General features: G+C 40.7%; 18 protein-coding genes and 1 tRNA gene. 8 read left to right on the forward strand and 11 right to left on the reverse strand.

All coding sequences use genetic code 11. The features are described from left to right. Nucleotides 1-79 precede the first annotated feature (79 nt). Nucleotides 80-598: a hypothetical protein gene (locus FSB76_RS18385; protein ID WP_147055847.1), complete on the forward strand. Its 519-nt coding sequence runs from the start codon at nt 80-82 to the stop codon at nt 596-598. 53 nt (nt 599-651) lie between these two features. Here FSB76_RS18385 and FSB76_RS18390 read toward each other — a convergent pair whose 3' ends face one another. The 3 genes from FSB76_RS18390 to FSB76_RS18400 form a co-directional block, all read right to left on the reverse strand. After that, nucleotides 652-1,152: a VOC family protein gene (locus FSB76_RS18390; protein ID WP_192910089.1), complete on the reverse strand. Its 501-nt coding sequence runs from the start codon at nt 1,150-1,152 to the stop codon at nt 652-654. Nucleotides 1,153-1,300: 148 nt separating this feature from the next. Beyond that, nucleotides 1,301-2,539 (reverse strand): RNA polymerase sigma factor, encoded by a 1,239-nt coding sequence (locus FSB76_RS18395; protein WP_147055850.1) that lies wholly within the window; start codon nt 2,537-2,539, stop codon nt 1,301-1,303. A gap of 48 nt (nt 2,540-2,587) precedes the next feature. Then, the gene (locus tag FSB76_RS18400) at nt 2,588-2,941 is read right to left on the reverse strand and encodes a YciI family protein (protein WP_147055852.1); all 354 of its coding nucleotides are present in this window, start codon (nt 2,939-2,941) and stop codon (nt 2,588-2,590) included. A 411-nt stretch (nt 2,942-3,352) separates the two neighbouring features. Here FSB76_RS18400 and FSB76_RS18405 point away from each other — a divergent pair, with 411 nt between their 5' ends. From FSB76_RS18405 to FSB76_RS18415, 3 genes are all read left to right on the forward strand, one after another. Continuing rightward, a complete protein-coding gene (locus FSB76_RS18405; protein WP_147055854.1) occupies nt 3,353-4,018 on the forward strand; it encodes a Type 1 glutamine amidotransferase-like domain-containing protein in 666 nt (221 codons plus the stop codon). A gap of 201 nt (nt 4,019-4,219) precedes the next feature. Next, on the forward strand, nt 4,220-4,621 hold the full coding sequence (locus FSB76_RS18410) for a DUF5655 domain-containing protein (protein ID WP_147055857.1): 402 nt from the start codon (nt 4,220-4,222) through the stop codon (nt 4,619-4,621). A 473-nt stretch (nt 4,622-5,094) separates the two neighbouring features. Next, a complete protein-coding gene (locus FSB76_RS18415; protein WP_147055859.1) occupies nt 5,095-6,333 on the forward strand; it encodes a tyrosine-type recombinase/integrase in 1,239 nt (412 codons plus the stop codon). 29 nt (nt 6,334-6,362) lie between these two features. Here FSB76_RS18415 and FSB76_RS18420 read toward each other — a convergent pair whose 3' ends face one another. After that, nucleotides 6,363-7,622, reverse strand: a complete 1,260-nt coding sequence (locus tag FSB76_RS18420; protein WP_147055861.1) for a Y-family DNA polymerase — start codon at nt 7,620-7,622, stop codon at nt 6,363-6,365. Then, entirely contained in the window at nt 7,606-8,067 is a 462-nt protein-coding gene (locus FSB76_RS18425) for a LexA family protein (protein ID WP_158642932.1), read from the reverse strand. The genes FSB76_RS18420 and FSB76_RS18425 overlap by 17 nt, the downstream gene beginning before the upstream one ends. A 157-nt stretch (nt 8,068-8,224) precedes the next feature. On the opposite strand from FSB76_RS18425, the gene FSB76_RS18430 reads away from it, so the two are divergent. From FSB76_RS18430 to FSB76_RS18440, 3 genes are read left to right on the forward strand one after another with little or no spacing between them, the layout of a single operon-like run. Continuing rightward, complete coding sequence (locus FSB76_RS18430) at nt 8,225-8,854, forward strand: phosphoribosyltransferase (RefSeq protein WP_147055865.1); 630 nt, start codon at nt 8,225-8,227, stop codon at nt 8,852-8,854. Nucleotides 8,855-8,872: 18 nt separating this feature from the next. After that, nucleotides 8,873-10,213, forward strand: a complete 1,341-nt coding sequence (locus FSB76_RS18435; protein WP_147055867.1) for a DNA-processing protein DprA — start codon at nt 8,873-8,875, stop codon at nt 10,211-10,213. A gap of 2 nt (nt 10,214-10,215) precedes the next feature. Further along, on the forward strand, nt 10,216-10,749 hold the full coding sequence (locus FSB76_RS18440) for an HAD family hydrolase (RefSeq protein WP_158642933.1): 534 nt from the start codon (nt 10,216-10,218) through the stop codon (nt 10,747-10,749). A 458-nt stretch (nt 10,750-11,207) separates the two neighbouring features. Here FSB76_RS18440 and FSB76_RS18445 read toward each other — a convergent pair whose 3' ends face one another. The 4 genes from FSB76_RS18445 to FSB76_RS18460 all read right to left on the reverse strand — a co-directional run bounded on the left by FSB76_RS18445 (nt 11,208) and on the right by FSB76_RS18460 (nt 14,237). Continuing rightward, complete coding sequence (locus FSB76_RS18445; protein WP_147055870.1) at nt 11,208-12,017, reverse strand: hypothetical protein; 810 nt, start codon at nt 12,015-12,017, stop codon at nt 11,208-11,210. A 107-nt stretch (nt 12,018-12,124) separates the two neighbouring features. Further along, nucleotides 12,125-12,916, reverse strand: coding sequence for a hypothetical protein (locus FSB76_RS18450; RefSeq protein ID WP_158642934.1), 792 nt, complete (start codon nt 12,914-12,916; stop codon nt 12,125-12,127). 331 nt (nt 12,917-13,247) lie between these two features. Continuing rightward, a complete protein-coding gene (locus tag FSB76_RS18455) occupies nt 13,248-13,463 on the reverse strand; it encodes a hypothetical protein (protein WP_147055874.1) in 216 nt (71 codons plus the stop codon). A gap of 9 nt (nt 13,464-13,472) precedes the next feature. Continuing rightward, entirely contained in the window at nt 13,473-14,237 is a 765-nt protein-coding gene (locus FSB76_RS18460; RefSeq protein WP_147055876.1) for a hypothetical protein, read from the reverse strand. Nucleotides 14,238-14,777: 540 nt separating this feature from the next. Here FSB76_RS18460 and FSB76_RS18465 point away from each other — a divergent pair. Continuing rightward, entirely contained in the window at nt 14,778-15,413 is a 636-nt protein-coding gene (locus FSB76_RS18465) for a hypothetical protein (protein WP_147055878.1), read from the forward strand. Between the two features lie 113 nt (nt 15,414-15,526). Here FSB76_RS18465 and FSB76_RS18470 read toward each other — a convergent pair. Together FSB76_RS18470 and FSB76_RS18475 are read right to left on the reverse strand one after the other, a co-directional pair. Next, nucleotides 15,527-15,603: transfer RNA gene (locus FSB76_RS18470), tRNA-Ala, on the reverse strand. Nucleotides 15,604-15,657: 54 nt separating this feature from the next. Further along, nucleotides 15,658-16,191 carry a GNAT family N-acetyltransferase gene (locus FSB76_RS18475; protein ID WP_225976244.1) on the reverse strand — a complete coding sequence of 178 codons (534 nt, stop codon included), beginning with the start codon at nt 16,189-16,191 and terminating at the stop codon, nt 15,658-15,660. Nucleotides 16,192-16,246 lie beyond the last annotated feature (55 nt).

Consider the following 16,246-nt stretch of genomic DNA (forward strand, 5'->3'; position numbering starts at 1 on the left):
AAGGTGCCTTTACCATTGTAAAGTCTCTGCAAATTACTTTCCTTCGCATATGCACGAACCTATTCCAGTTAAACCATCAATGAAATGGCCTGTTAAACGCATCGTGGCGTTTGCTTTTATTGTTCTACTGGGCCTGGTGCCATGGGAGTCGTTATTATCCATCCAAATTATGAATGGTGTTTTAAGGCTGCTTACAGGTACAAGCTTAAGTTTGTTTGGACTGGCTGGGCTGTTATTTACTTTGCTTATTAGTTTTATGTTGTATAAGCCGCCATTTGCCTTGCTTGCAGCCATATTGTTAAGCATTGCTGTATTGCCTGTAAGTGCCCTATTTGCCGCAAGTTTGGTACTGCCGGATTTTGAATGGAAGGATGGCGCGGTTTACCACAATGGCAACGATTACCTGGTAATACAGGAAAAGGAAACCTTTGTAACCACCAGTTGGCAAAAGCCGCGGGCGCTGCGCACAACATCGCCTTATGGCATGGTAAGGCGGATTGAGGAATGGGTTGCGCCAAAGGATGTTGATTTGTTTAACGGCACCATGGTATCTTATAAAGGGAAGCGCTGGAATAAAGAGGAAATTCAGGATCGATAAGTAATCAAAATTCCAAGCTCCGGCCCTTTCGTTGTGTTTGGCGAGGTGAATACCTATTTGGTAGTTATCGTACCCATTTTGGCATATTCTACATCATTGGGTTCCCAAAGTTCAATCTTATTACCTTCCGGGTCCATCAGGTGAACAAAACTGCCATAACTGACCCTTTCCACCGAATCTGTGGGCAAAATGCCGGAGGCTTTCAGTTTGATAAGCAATGCATCCAGCTGTTCTACCCGGTAATTGATCATGAATTGCTTTTCTGAGGGCTGAAAATATTTGGTTGTTTCCTTAAACGGCGCCCATAAGGTAAAGCCTTTTTTGGTACTGTCTATTCCCTGGTGCCATTCAAAGTTGGTACCACTGCCCACCATGCGCATGCCCAGGTTTTTCTCATACCAGGCCTTTAGCACCGCAGGGTTTTTGGCTTTAAAAAAGATTCCGCCAAGCCCTGTTACCCTTGGGCCGCTGATAGACGGGCGGGTTAATTGATTGAAGCCATAACCCAGCAAAAAAGCAAGTGACAATAAGGCAGCGAGTGTGATTTTTTTCATCAGCAATAATTTTATCTTAAAGATAGCTAAATAATGCGCCGGATTTGATAGGTTATTTATGTCAAATTAATCCGCTGATCGAGTTTGTGACCTCGGCTCATACTGCGCTATGCTTTATTGCATAATTACTTCGGACAGCGGGTAATTTTCAAAAAAGTAATTCAAGTTCACCTATTTTTTTCTGAATGATATTTTTATCTGCCGGGGTCCTGGCAATAGCCAGGGCGTTTTGAAAATTCGTTTTCGCTTTCCGATTATCAATACCGGTATAAAGCTGGCCCAATAGCGCGAAATAAAATTGATTGTCCCTCAGGTTCAATTTCTCGGCTTCAACAATGGCTTCCTCTTTACTGTTGGCTTTAGCCAGGGCATAGGTACGGTTAAGTGCCGCCACAGGCGAATAAGCAACCTGCAAATAACGATTGTAAAGCTGTAATATGTTTTCCCATTTCTCCTTGGTATCCGCCCTCTGCGTATTCCAATAGGCTATTGAGGCTTCCAGGTGGTATTTTGAAAGTGTGCTGCCAACGGCCGACCTGTTTAAATAATATCCGCCTTTGAGGATCAGATCCGCATTCCACAGGCTTGTATCCTGATCGTCGTATAAAATGATCCCGCCGTTTTCATTTACCCGCGCATCAAACCGCGAGGCGTGAAAATACATCAGCGCAAGTAAGGCATCAACCGGGGGCTTATGGGTATGCTCGTTATCGGCAAGCATTTGGCAAAGCCTGATGGCCTCAAAACACAAGTCCTGCCGAAGCACCTGGTTTTGGCTAATGGAATAGTAGCCCTCGTTAAAAAGCAGGTAAATGGTTGTCAATACAGCATCCAACCGCTTATCTATCTCCGCCGGAGCGGGAAGTTCTATTCTGATTTTCTCTTCGCGTAACTTTTCCCGGGCCCGGTATAAACGCTTGTTTATGGTTTCTTTGTTACTCAGAAAAGCCTCGGAGATCTCATCAATGCCAAACCCGCAAAGGATCCTGAGCGATAAGCCCACCTGCGCCTCGGGAGGGATACACGGGTGGCAAATGGCGAACATCATTTGTAACTGGCTATCGCTGATGTTTTGCGGCGACAAATCTATCCCGGTTTCATAATGTTCTGAAAAATTACTTTTTACTTGCGGCGCAACTTTAGTTTCGAAGGTTAAATTGCGCTGTAAATAATTTTTTGCCTTGTTTTGGGCAACACGATACAACCAGGCGACAGGGTTTTGGGGCAGGCCGTTAAACCCCCAGGTTTGCGCGGCGGTAAGGAAAGTTTCGCTGGCAATATCCTCGGCTGTCTCCATTTCATCAAACCCAAAGCGCCTGCACAATACCGAGACAATCTTCCGGTATTCCGACCTGAATAAATGTGGTATTAATTCCTGTTGTTCCATAAAAAGTGGAAAAGCCTCTGTAAATGTACAGAGGCTTTTTTTAAGCTTTTAGTGTGCTCCATCATTTTTGGCAATGCGGCGTACTTCCATCGTATTGCCTTCGCCCTGCAAAACCGGGCAGCCTTTTGCAAATTCAGCAGCCTCGTCGGCAGATTCGGCCCTCACCACAATAAACCCGCCTATGGTTTCCTTAATCTCGCCAAACGGGCCGTTGGTAACCATTTTGTTGGAGTGTACTACACGGGCATCATCAAAAGGCAGGCCCGTACCGCTCACAAATTTGTTTTGGGCGGCGATACTTCCTATCCAGTCCATGGTTTGTTTCATCCATATTTGCATTTGCTCCGGCGAGGCTATCTTTGTGCCATCCTCGTGTCTCATAATTAACGCGTACTCGTTCATTTTCTTAAGCTTTAATTGTTATTGAATTTATGAATTATAACCCGATAACAATTGAGGTTTTTGGAATTGGACAAGTGCTGAAAAAAGTGTTCGCTCATTTGATCGAAAGGTTTGAACTCGGGTACTGCCAGCTATCTTTGCTAAGTTCTTTAAAAAGCCCCCTAAACGCCTCTATTGTCTTGTCAATGATAAATTGACGGATAGTCTATAGCGCAAAGCCTTAAGTTCTAAGCCAAAAAGAAAACAATCAACTTTAGACTTGCGACTTAGTACTCTTGACTTAGCACTATGCCAATGAACATCGTCGCAAAATACCTCCATATTGGCGCGATTGCCCCACATGTGTTTACTCCCTTCATTTTAATTTTATACAAGCATTATAATTATTTTAACGCACTAATTTTAAACATCATGAAGCTGCTTCTCACGTCTGCCGGTATAAGCAATACGAGTATCCTTAACGCACTGATTGAATTACTGGGGAAGCCCGTTGCAGAAGCCCGAGCGCTTTTTATCCCTACTGCCATATACGCCATAGCCGGTGGTGCCGATATATCGCGCAACGTAATTTGCGGGCAGTTAGGCGACCCTTTCTGTGAGCTGGGTTGGAAATCATTAGGAATACTGGAACTTACCGCACTGCCAAGCATCAAGGAAGAGCTTTGGTTGCCCATGTTGCAGGAAACTGACGCCTTGCTGGTTGGAGGGGGCGATTGCCAGTATTTGTGTTACTGGATGCAGCAATCGGGCCTGGCAAAACTTTTGCCCTCGTTGTTGCAAAAGATAGTATATGTGGGCCTAAGCGCCGGAAGCATGATCATGACCCGTTTTGGAACTACCTACGGCAACCATAATTTGCCGGCCGGAAGCGATAAGTCGCTGAAACTGGTTGATTTTGCATTACATCCTCATTTAGATCATGAATGGTTCCCGAAGAATTCTATCGACAATATCCAAAAACTGGCCGCTACTATAGCAGTGCCTTCATATGCGATTGACGATCAGACTGCCATAAAAGTGACTGACGACAGCATTGAGGTTATTACTGAGGGACACTGGAAGCTGTTTAATCTCTGAAACCGGGAGGTGCTGCAAATTTGCCCATTGTTGTTTTGATTTTATCGATTGTTGGAGTTAATTTATGTTTCGATCAAAATAAATACTCCTCATGCCAATGGCCCGCTTTTGGATAGTACTGGCCGGGAGGCAATAAATCAAAAGGCAGAGTTTTTTTCATGACCTGGGGAGCATTCGCTAAATTTAGGCAAAAAATGGACTATGAGCTGGACCTGCCCGAAATGTGAGCGCGAGCTGCCGAAGCCTGAACAGCGCCATTATTGCGCACGGGTTAGCCTTGACAGTTTGCTTGGAGGCCGCCCGCCGGAACTTGTGCTGGTATTTGATAAGATACTGGCCGAAGTAGCCGGTTGGGAGGATGTGCTGGTTGGCACTACGCCTAATTGCATCGTTTTCACCCGGCGGCTGACTTTCCTGGTAATCCGGCCGATGAAAAAAGAGTTGGACATTAAGTTTTACTCGAAAATGGGACATACAGAAAAGCCAGTTCTTAAAAGTGTGGCCGTGGGTAATAAGTTTGAGAACCATATCCGTATTGCGTTGCTGGATGAGCTGCACCCCAAATTGTTTACTTATCTGCGGGAATCATATGAACTTTTATAGCGGTGTTATGTCAAAGGTAAATTGACGGATAGCCTATAAACAACGGATAGCTCTTACACCACAAAAGTAACAGCTAACTTTTCAACGTTCGTTGACACCACAACGTTTATAAGGGTAAATTAGGATAAACTTATAAGTCGACCACGCCAGCCTGTAAATGTGTGCTGCGTGTGAAGTCGTCAATAAAAAAATGTTTTGGGCATAAGTAATTCGAACGCCGACCACGGCCATAAAATATTGCGGGGGTACTTTACGAATGTAATTTAGTTGCAACCAGAAAATTACAAAATTACCCGATCAAAAAACAGGCTTTTAGAAATTAATCTAAAAGCCTGTTTTTAATATGTGGAGAATATCGGATACTCCACTAAATGGCTTTTCAAGTACAAAAATGCGTTTTTTTTGAGAAAAAAATCCTAAAAACGTGCTGAATTATCCCAAACGTTGTTTATCTTTGACTATACGATTTAAAGATGGAAACACGCAAATATACGCCCCCGGTTATTAAGAAAGGTAAAGAGGTTACATCTGCTCCAAAAGGTAGCAGTAAGGCTGCGGAGCAAGCCAAGCAGTTGTGGTATATTGAATACTACTACGAAGGTAGACAGGTTAGGATTAAAAAGGGACTTAACAGACTTAACCATGACCACCAAAAGAAGCAGCAAGAGGCTGAAATCATTTTAGAAATGACTAAGCAAAGATTAGCTAATGGCTATAACCCTTTCGCACCAACCGAATACATCGAAAAACGTAAAAAAGATTTTACCACGGTAGCAGAAGCCATTATCATTTTTAAAGATTACCACATCTTACATAACAGCCGTGCCAAAACTATCGGCACCTACCTAAGCAAGCTAAACGCCTTGTCTTCTTACTTCCCCGGCAAATTACTAAAAGATGTTACTACACGTGACTTAGAGAAATTTGTTCAATTAAAAATTAGTGATGGTACGTACTCTCATAACACAGTAGGTGCGGCTAAAAGAATTTTCAGTGCATTCTTTAGTGTTATGGTGAAGTTAGATTACATTACAGAAAATCCAAAAGATGGCTTCGATAAGAAAATCAAAAGTGTTAAGGAAATTCCAAAAAAGCATGCGCCATATAGCGATACTGACTTAAAGCGTATATTAACTTACTTAGATGAACATGATACCTATGCAGCTTTTTTCTGTAGGATGGTTTACTACACTTGTATCCGTCCCGGTGAAATTCGTGGTTTAAGAGTTAAGGACGTGAACCTGACTACAGGTAAAATCACTGTCCCTGCATCGGTTAAAAAAAACACCCATAACAATAAACATCAGACAGTTGATATTGATGGTAATTTTTGGACAGCACTTGAAAAACTAAACCTTTCCGAGTATCCCGGCGATTATTTCTTAACTGGCTCAACTACTAATATTGTCGGAAAATACAAGGTGGGTATTAACACACCGTATGAAAAGTTGATGACCGCTTTAAAAAAAATCGATGCTCAGGATATGATTGATAACCCGGACATGAAAGAAACTGACAGGATAATCAATAAAGGCTATGACCTATACGGGTTTAAACACACAAGCAATATCAAACGTTACCTTAGCGGAGAATGGAGTTTAGCGCAAATCATGAGTGCCAACCGCCACGGTAGTATCTCAATGACCGAAAACTATTTAAAAGACTTAGGTACATTTGTTGAAACTAAGCATTTAAAAACACAAGCAATATAGCAATCAAGCCCCGGCAAGTCCGGGGTTTCTTATTTTATGTGTATTATATCGGTTAACCGTGTAGTGTACTTAGGGCTTAGGTTATCCTGCTTCATTCTCCAATCAGCCTGAAAGCCTTGTTGCGCCGACCGCACTGTGTCACGACCGTTAAGATGGTTCAGGCGGTCAACTCTTTTAATAATTGCAATTTCCCTTTGCCGGGTATCAGCCCGAAATAAATTTTGTGTACCATCGCTGTTATGCCGTAGGTCTATCAACATAATACCTACACGTTTATACAAGTACCCTTTTTTATAGATGACATGCAATGCCTCGATAGCACTTTTAATCAGGGATGGTGTGTAATCAGTAGGTACATCACATACCGTGCTTATCTCCGGGAAATACTGAGCATCTGTCTTTGAAAAATTATTTGTACCCAACCAAACCCGGATACCACCAGCAACAAAATTTTGCCGTCGTAGCTTTTCAGCAACTCGTGCAGTGTAGTTGGCTAAAGCCTCTGCCATCGGCTCAAATTCAGTCTGAAATTTACCGAAGCTTTTTTGTGAGGCAATGTTTTGTTTGTCCGGTTGCACCAGTTCCAAGGGGATGCACTGCACCCCGTTGAGTTCATAAATAGTACGCTGCAACACTACACTAAAATTTGTCTTTGCCCACTCAGGGGCAACCATTGAAAGGTCGTAGGCGGTCGCAATTCCCTTAGCATTTAGCTTTGCGCCCAAACGTCTTGCCACACCCCATAAATCGGTAATTTCAGTGTTTTTAAGGGCATCAATGCGTTTATCTTCGGTATCCAGTATATAGACCCCGGTTTCTCGAAATTGCTTCTTAGCAATCCTGTTTGCAAGCTTTGCCAACGTCTTAGTTTCGGCTACGCCAATTGATACAGGTACGCCAGACCATCTGCTAATTTTATCCCTCGCATCCTTAATGTAGCTAAACTGGTCACGGTATTTTAAGCCCTTACAGGACACGAAACTCTCATCGATTGAATAATCCTCAACCTCGTGGAAAAACTGCCTAATAATAGCTTTAATGCGCTTTGACATGTCGCCATATAGGGTGTAGTTACTACTAAATCCCTGAATGTTGTGAATTTTCATTAACCGCTTAATTTCGTACATCGGCACTGCCATTCCGATACCTAACGCTTTGGCTTCTTCACTTCGGGCGATTACCGCACCATCATTGTTACTGTAGATAATAACGGGTACATCTTTCAGGGCAGGATTAAATGCCCGCTCACAGGATGCGTAAAAATTATTACAATCAATAATGCCAACCATCGCTACGGCTTTTAATGTTTTGGATAATATATGTAATCACCCCCCAAACCCGAAAATCAGTAAGTTCATTAATGATTATAGGTTGAAAGTCGGTGTTTGCCGATAACAGTCGTATGCCCTGTAATTTATCTATATGCAGTATCTTAGCATTAAATTCTCCATCAATTGCACATAGCACCAAATCCCGGTGTTCAGGTTTCAGGCTTTTATCAATTACGGCTATATCACCGGGGTAAATCAGTAGGTCTTTTAGTGAATGCCCGGTGACCCTGCCTAAAAATGTACTGGCTGCGTTAGCTATACATATATCATCTAATGATAGACATTCCTCTAAGTAGTCATCTGCCGGGGAGGGAAAACCGCATCGTATCTGTGATAGAAATAGCGGTAACTCATTATCCGACTTCTTAAACCTGTAAACCTGAATATCTGCAACACTTTTCACAATTACAAAAATGCTAATAATGTTAGCAATATGATGCTGTTGTTAAAAATTTAATTATTTAGTTGTAATACAAGCTGGTACCATCAAGTAATTGGGCAAAAAACTATATTTGTTTCATCACAAAATAATAGTTTAATCTAAACCCTCTTTCATACACATGACCGAGTTAACCTACAACAAAGACATCGCAGAATTTAGAATTGTAAAAGAGTACCACGTATCAGGGAAACAACTAAAAACCTATGCCATTCATGACTACTATGGGAAAAACAAATTTGCCGAAGTTGACGGCAACATTGAATGGGTAAGAAGATTAATATGGCAATTCAAGGACGGTAATAATAGCGCAACGGTAGCGAACAAAATCGCTCAGGCTTTTAGGGCAAAAGGCTTCTCTGTTACCAATGCCTGTTTAATGGTAATTCCTGCATCCGACCCAATCAGAAATACCAACCGATTCAGAAACTTCTCAAACTCATTAGGTAACGCTTTAGGTTTACCAAACTGCTACGATGGTATCACCACTGTAGCGCACGAAGCAACCAAAGGACACGCCGGGGGCAATAAGATTGAACATTTTACTTTTCACAATGCTAAGTACACTGGTAAAACTGTTTACTTATTTGACGATGTTTGTACCAGTGCAACATCATTTAAGCAAGTAGCTGCTGAACTTCTACGTACCGGGGCATCTAATGTTATAGGGTTGTTTTTGGCAAAAACTGTTTCCACTTATGTGCAGTATGAGCCTGACTTTGATGTGTTTGATATTGATGATTTATTTTAACGAAAACGAACTTAAAACATGGCGATAAGAACCGAAGACTTAGTAAGGATTTTGCAATTGCGGGGCATGGGGCGTAAGACCGCTAAGAAGCTGTGCGACCTTGACTTTTCAGGTGACACCGCAGACCTTGTAGACTTTATACTCGAAGTAAGCAGTAGCAAAACCTTACAGCGTTTTCCTGAGTATTCCAAACCCGACATAAATGAAGCTTTTAAAAAGGGGGACGACATCCTTGAAAAATCAGACCGGGGCAACATTAAGATTACTTCTTTTTACGACAAGAAATTTCCTCCGGCATTGACGAATATTATCGACCCTCCGCTAATAATAAACACCAAAGGTAATTTAGATGACTTATCGAATTTAATAGGAGTTGCAGTAATTGGTACGAGAGAGCCAAGTCCAGCGGGAATTAAAGCAGGTGAGTACTTTGGTAAACAGTTAGCATTGCAGAACTTCAATGTCGTTAGCGGTTTAGCAAAGGGTTGTGATGCTTCGGGTCACCGTGGGTGCTTATCAGTTAACGGCTTTACTACTGCAATATTAGCGCACGGTTTACATACCATCTATCCCAAAGAAAACTACGCATTAGCTGAGGAAATTTTAGACAAAGGAGGTGTGTTATTAAGTGAGTACTTTGTCGGTACAGGTGCATTAGCGAACTATTTTGTTGAACGTGACCGATTACAGGCGGGACTTTCTGAGGCGACCATTGTAATTCAGACAGACGAGAAAGGCGGCACTATGCACGCAGTCAACGCAACCTTAGTTAGTAGAAAATCATTAGCTGCAATTAAGTATAAAGGTGCTGAATTGGAGTACTCCAAAACAAAAGGCAATGAAAAATTAATCAGAGAGGGCAAGGCGTTTGCATTAACTTCTGATAATCTTATAGAGTTTATCTCCCTTTTTAACAAGTCCGAAACAGCGAATAGTTTACCAGCCCCGGCACTATTAACTAAGCAGGAAAACTCGGTAGAATTAACAGAGTCGGCAAACAGTGAGATACCTGCGGTAGAGCCTGAGAAACATGTAATCAGTGAGGCACCTACGGTAGAGCCTGAGCATCCTGTAACCCATGAGATACCTACGGTAGAGCCTGAGCATCCTGAAACCAGTGAAATACCCACGGTAAAGCCTGAGCAATCTGTAACCAGTGAGATGCCTACGGTAGAGCCTGAGCAACCTGTAACCAGTAATATGCCTACGGTAGAGCCTGAGAAGTCCTTAACCAGCGATGTACCTACAGTTAAGCCGTTAACATCAACGGCAAAAGAAAAGCCGTCAAAAGGGCAAGTAGCAAAGGAGAGAAAGGAATCCGTAAAAAAGAAAATAACAAACCAACCTAAACTATTTTAATCGTGAAAAAATCAATAATTTTTGACCTTGACCAAACTTTGGTTGATAGTTCTTTAGCTGAAACCGAGCGAAAAAATCGCAACTGGTCTGCCGTATATTCATTAATCCCATCATTCAAATTGTATGAGGGTATGAGGGTAGTTTTGGATACTATAAACCATAACGATATTGAAATATGCGTTATCACCACCAGCCCCGGTAAGTATGCTCAAATGGTTTTAAGGCATTTCAACATTCCCTATAAACACCTAATAGATTACTTCGCTGTAAAGAACAGAAAACCTCACCCTGAATCGTTTATTAAAGCTATGAGTTTAATGGAGTGTGACTGTGACGCTATTTATTCATTTGGCGACCGTGCTATTGACATTGAAGCATCCAAAGCATCAGGTATTAAAAGTGTAGGCTGCAAATGGGGGTCTGACGAGTTAAACTTGTTGATTAACTCAAAGCCTGACTTCTTGATTGACCAACCAATTGAAATTTTGACGTTGTTAGGTTTGGAGCCATACTACAAACCCGAATACGCCTTTTAAGGTACCAATTTTTTACTCTGCAAAATGCTCCTTACCTTTGTCTAAACCGTAAAGATGAAACCCTGTTGTGGGGTATTCGCAAAATCGCTTCTTAAACACTCTTACCCATAATCTAATGGCAAAAGAAACTAAGAAGACGATAATCAATGCGATTATCAAAATCCTTACTACTGTAGCAATTGAGTATTTAAAACACCATTGTTAATAGATACCCGGCAGCGTAAAACCTGACCGGGTTTTTATTTCAAATGCAGTGGTAAACCCAAATTTTGAAAAATTTTAGACTTATAAAGCCGGTGAATTGTCGGAGTAAGTACCCTATCGATGTCATCGGTTGGTCACTTATTCCGATTTTAATATCAATTTCTAAATATCCCTAAAGACCCCGGCTCCTGGCCGGAGCCTTTAGGGGGTATTATGGTACCGATAAAGATGGGTTTTGGTACCAAATAGTACAATTAATTTTGCTGTAGCAGCGGTATGACTTCGGTATCCAGTGTCTGATTAAATTGTTCGTTCTCAACAATTAATTCTTTCATTCGTTCCATGTTTGCTATTAGTTCGTTAAAGATAGACGGCGTGTATTCCTGATTATTACTAACCTGTTGATGAGTTGCTACATAGTCGTCTACAGTGTTTTTACCCTTGTTTATTTGGTTCCATTTCGCCATAAGTGATTTATAGGTATGGTCTACCTTATTGCTCAATACAGCGTCAATGTTCTCAGCACCCTGACTCTCGATAAGGTTCATTTTATTTTCAGTAACGAGGAAAGCCTGACTGTAACTACTGGAAGTCTGTTTTAGCCCGTCCATAGCGTATGAAAAGTCATTAAGTACGTCATTAATATTTAAAGGTTTGTAGAAGCTAAATCGGTCGCCCGACCTACTTAGTTGGTAACGCCCCTCAGATAATTTATCCATCTGTACAAGTGCGTAACATGGGTTACTTAGGTTGCCGTTTAGGTTGTAACTGCGTTCTACTTCGCTTACATTTATACCCATCTGATAACCCCGGTCTTTCACATCGTACCCTGATTCAATTTCATAGTAAACCATGTCATCTTTCTTGTCTGACATTACCCCGGCGTAGTTTATGGCTATAATATTGTTAACCTCGTCATAGGTGAATGAGCAAATTTTGTTCGTAAAGAAACAGTATGAGCCGTTAATCAAATAGGTTACCGTATTGCTGCTGTTAACGAAGCATCGATTAGCTTGAAATGTAGCCTTTACTTGTTGGCTACTCGTTTGTGATGTGTTAGGCATCACCATGTTGCTGGTGTCTACTGCTTCTCCAATACCTGAGTTAGATTTTGTTTTATTTTGGCAAGCAGTAACCAATACTGCTAATGCCAAGCATATTAATAAACTTCTCATCCTTTGCCGGTTTTAAAAGTTATCTTGTACACATGGTCATCAATTATGACCGACCTTATTAATCCTTTGTCGTCGAAATCGTATTTGATGTTATATGTTTTGTTCCAACTCTCATGGTAACCCTTTGAATCATTGTAGGGCGAGAACATATTTTTATAGGTAATACTTGCAATCAGTCTGTTATTTTGCACCCCAAATAACTCTCCCGGTATGCCAAGAAACATCCGGTCGGCTAAGTAATCTCCGTAAAGATTTTTTTGAGTGTATAACATTTGCAAAATGAAATTCATATTGAGGACTGACTCTTTATCGTAGTATGTCATAGCGAAATCTATACCTTTATTATCCGGCTGCCCGGCGTTGAAAGCAGTTTTGAGGTCGCTAATATTACCACTGTCATACATGACTTGATAGATATATTGCAATGACTTATCCCCCCTCGAATACATATTTATACGTTCCAAGTACCCGGCATTTGAATATGTAAATTTCCAGATGTAATCAAAAAAATATTCTTTTGAACTCCATGCAGCCGAGGTAATTTCTTTTACGTGTCCGTTAAGGTCGGTTTTAAAGGTTTGCGGACTGTCACCGTACTCGGTACCCCGGCTTGTCATCACAATTTTGTTAGGCAGGTACTGTAACGTAAACCGCTTAACATCGTTCAGGTTATACTTATTAAAAATGGTAAATGAAGTTAACCTATACTTACTATCGTATTGGTATTTCATAGTGTAACCATCGCCGTCAATTTGAGAAACTAAGTACTCCCGATTAAGTGGAGCCATGGGCGGTAGGTCTTGTGCTTTAGTCTGAGTGACGATACTAATTAGAAGTACCCATAACAGGGTGACAGGTTTAAAGATTTGTTTCATATTGTCGTAAATTGTGGTTTGCTCAGCAAAAAAATAGGGCGTGGACACATACCAAGCCACCACAGGGTTACGACGCCCCGAACAAGCAAAGGTATAGCCACGCCCATACGGGCGTACCACACACATTATTGCTTGTTCCTCTATTTGTCGTAATTCGTGGAAGCAATGAACGTATTGTACGTTAATATTTTTTCACCACTAAAGTATGACTTTTCAGTTAACCTCGGTAGTTTACTTAGGGATTTTATAGCAAGGTTTCAACAAACGCCATGGTACAGGCGATACGCACCATCTCAGGGACTACCTTATCAAAGGTTAATTGCATTTTACCATTAACTACATCCAGTTTGACAAATTCTTCTATTTGTCCCGGTAAATACACACCATCAAATTTTTTTGCTAATCCCTGCATCGCACTGACGAAAGCATCAGCTTTTTTCTTTTTTAATATTAGTTCCATATCTTTTTATTAATAAATAGCCACAAGTTTGTTTTGTGGTGTTATGCGCTTATCCATCTTCGCTTGTATCCTATTAAAAGCCTCATTTAAGGTCATTCCCGGAATAATTAAGGAACCTGCCGGGCGTTTGTATTCGTAATCTTTACTCCGTCTTATATAGGCTAAAAAGTCGGGGTTTCTAAACAAATCAACCTGTACTACTGGCTCAGGTATTTGATAGTAATCCCACGTATCTATTAATTCCTGAATACTGTGTTTTCTACTCTCAGGTTGCAGTTGCTTTAAGCAGTAGTTAACTGCTTTACCTTTATCGAGTTCTGACTTAATTCTCTTGTAGTCACAGTTACCGTTCTCTTTCCACCAACGCTTGAAGACCCCGGCAAGGTCTTTGGCTACCGCTGCATCTTCCACCAAAATATGGCAGTGATATTTGTTATCCTTGTACTCATTAACTTTAAAAAAACAACTGATAAAACCTTTGCCCACCATTAATTTTAACTTTCGGTTTATCAACACCTCATGCTGTTTAAGTGTAGTCCTACTCTTATGAGTAAGGGTTACCATAGCATGAAAATTTTTCAATATCAAATATTTAAACAAGCCAGACCTGTACCTATCATTAAAATTACCATACAAGGGCTTTATCATTGCCTTTGGTTTCTTCTTTTTATTACATCTAACTTTTGATGCTCTTACGGCGTTTACCCGTTCTGTTTCCGTAGGATACTTTGGTTTCCTTTTCTTTCTCTTTTTTATTTCAATCGCACTCATCATCTTCACTGATTATTAATAACTTATGTTTGTTTTTTTGTTAAACTATCCATTCACTTTAAGGCAGGCAGCGGCATCCAGTCCCTAATTTTCAGGGTTCAGTAATGGGTATTTATTATAACTATCTTCTATTACCGGGATTTACAGTAATCCCGGATTAAATGACACAACTTTGATAAAGGCAAACTTTTCCAATTTTTTGGGGCAAAAAAATTTTTTGGCACCTGACCCAATCAAATGGGTTGAAAAGGTATTGCGACAACAACAGGATATTTCTACAGCTATTTAGTTTTTGAGTAAGGGCTGAAACAATTTAGATGCTACCAGCATGGGCAAAACCAGCCCCCGGACTTTGAGAAAATAGAGTTAAAACCGTGCATTGGGTCATACACTGAGCAAAAATACACCATAAATTTCCGTTGTCAAGCAGCCATTTTTGTCAAGCGAAAACCTTATTTTTATTGTCATTTAAATGTCATGTAATTGTCTGTATTGACGTAGCTGAGGTATAGTCATCAAGGGTTAAACTTTTATATTTGAGGGATGAAAGAATACATCTTATCTCAGTTGCAATCGGTACAGTTAGTAATGGATGGGCTTGACAAGTTGAGGGAAGAGCATGACCCGTTTACCACGTTCTGGTATTTTTGGCATGTGTTAGAATTTATCAACTGGATGAAAGCTAATCACCCTGACGATTACGAATTATATGAGTTAGAAACTGACTTTGAATTTTTAGATGAATTTGGTGATGCGTACGTTAATATATTTGACCGAGGCCCGGTTAAGTTCTATAGACGATATGATGACGGTATTTATAACATTGATGTACCGATACCTAAAATGATTAAGAAGCTTTATGACTATGTTATCAACTTACAGGAAGAAGAACTGGCGAAAGCAAATGCAGCTTTAGCTAATGGTACCGCTTCATTCTCTCAGGTCATGGATATGCTGGCAATAATTAACACCAACGTAAACAAGGTGGGTACCGCAGTAGGCAACATCCCCGTTATTGACCCTGCCGACCTTGCAGAAAAATTTGTAGAGCATGTTGCTAACCCGCCAAAACCTGAGCAAAAAATGACTAAAAAAGAGCAATTAAAAGCCGAGGCGACAAAAAGGATTGCACAGGAAGACCTGAAAGAACTTCAAAAAAGGCACAATCAGGGCAACTAAGGCACTTTTCGTAATAAATTTTCGTGCTGGTAAACGTGCTGGTTAAACACTAAAATCACCCAAAATGGCATAAAAAAACCCTCTAAAACGTCGATTTTAAAGGGTATTTGGGTTGGTGGAGAATATCGGAGTCGAACCGATGACCTCTTGCATGCCATGCAAGCGCTCTAGCCAGCTGAGCTAATCCCCCGTTTCGGGTGGCAAATATATAATTTTAAGTATTAAAAAAGAATTGATTTTAAAATTAGTTGTCCGGCTTGAAATCATTATCCAATATCAATTGCATGAATTTCAAATCGAGCCAATTGTTAAATTTATAGCCAACCTGTTTAAAGGTGCCTATTTCTGCAAAGCCCAATTTTTGGTGCAGGCTAATGCTGGCTATATTATTGGCATCAATACCGGCAATTATGGTGTGTACTTGTTTTTGCTTAACGGTTTCAATGAGGTGCACTAACAGTTTTCCGGCTATTCCTTGTTGCCTGTAAGACTTGTGCACGTAAACAGAATGCTCTATAGTATATTGATATGCAGCCCAGGCCCTGAACGGTCCGTAAGATGCAAAGCCAGCTACTTTTCCATCTGCTTCGGCAACAAAAACAGGTATATTATTCCGTTTTTTTTCTTCCAGCCACTCCAGTCTCATATTAATGGTGTGTGGTTCATAGCTATAAACCGCAGTTGTATTTAAAATGGCGTCGTTATAAATGTCAAGAATGTCACCGGCATCCTTTATAGATGCCTGGCGAATGATTAGATCATTGCTGTTTTTGTCCATATATCTTTATTAATGGAATGATATATAAATATATACATTGTGAATTACGTACGAA

Source organism: Mucilaginibacter ginsenosidivorax (assembly GCF_007971525.1).
GTDB classification, from domain to species: Bacteria; Bacteroidota; Bacteroidia; order Sphingobacteriales; family Sphingobacteriaceae; genus Mucilaginibacter; species Mucilaginibacter ginsenosidivorax.

Excerpts from the sequence above, each read along its gene's own strand:
- FSB76_RS18445 (WP_147055870.1), bottom strand. The coding sequence starts at position 12,017 with ATGCCTAACACATCACAAACGAGTAGCCAACAAGTAAAGGCTACATTT.
- FSB76_RS18450 (WP_158642934.1), bottom strand. The coding sequence starts at position 12,916 with ATGGCTCCACTTAATCGGGAGTACTTAGTTTCTCAAATTGACGGCGAT.
- FSB76_RS18390 (WP_192910089.1), bottom strand. The coding sequence starts at position 1,152 with ATGAAAAAAATCACACTCGCTGCCTTATTGTCACTTGCTTTTTTGCTG.
- FSB76_RS18475 (WP_225976244.1), bottom strand. The coding sequence starts at position 16,191 with ATGGACAAAAACAGCAATGATCTAATCATTCGCCAGGCATCTATAAAG.
- FSB76_RS18435 (WP_147055867.1), top strand. The coding sequence starts at position 8,873 with ATGGCGATAAGAACCGAAGACTTAGTAAGGATTTTGCAATTGCGGGGC.
- FSB76_RS18455 (WP_147055874.1), bottom strand. The coding sequence starts at position 13,463 with ATGGAACTAATATTAAAAAAGAAAAAAGCTGATGCTTTCGTCAGTGCG.
- FSB76_RS18460 (WP_147055876.1), bottom strand. The coding sequence starts at position 14,237 with ATGATGAGTGCGATTGAAATAAAAAAGAGAAAGAAAAGGAAACCAAAG.
- FSB76_RS18405 (WP_147055854.1), top strand. The coding sequence starts at position 3,353 with ATGAAGCTGCTTCTCACGTCTGCCGGTATAAGCAATACGAGTATCCTT.
- FSB76_RS18385 (WP_147055847.1), top strand. The coding sequence starts at position 80 with ATGAAATGGCCTGTTAAACGCATCGTGGCGTTTGCTTTTATTGTTCTA.
- FSB76_RS18400 (WP_147055852.1), bottom strand. The coding sequence starts at position 2,941 with ATGAACGAGTACGCGTTAATTATGAGACACGAGGATGGCACAAAGATA.
- FSB76_RS18420 (WP_147055861.1), bottom strand. The coding sequence starts at position 7,622 with ATGGTTGGCATTATTGATTGTAATAATTTTTACGCATCCTGTGAGCGG.
- FSB76_RS18395 (WP_147055850.1), bottom strand. The coding sequence starts at position 2,539 with ATGGAACAACAGGAATTAATACCACATTTATTCAGGTCGGAATACCGG.
- FSB76_RS18430 (WP_147055865.1), top strand. The coding sequence starts at position 8,225 with ATGACCGAGTTAACCTACAACAAAGACATCGCAGAATTTAGAATTGTA.
- FSB76_RS18465 (WP_147055878.1), top strand. The coding sequence starts at position 14,778 with ATGAAAGAATACATCTTATCTCAGTTGCAATCGGTACAGTTAGTAATG.
- FSB76_RS18410 (WP_147055857.1), top strand. The coding sequence starts at position 4,220 with ATGAGCTGGACCTGCCCGAAATGTGAGCGCGAGCTGCCGAAGCCTGAA.
- FSB76_RS18415 (WP_147055859.1), top strand. The coding sequence starts at position 5,095 with ATGGAAACACGCAAATATACGCCCCCGGTTATTAAGAAAGGTAAAGAG.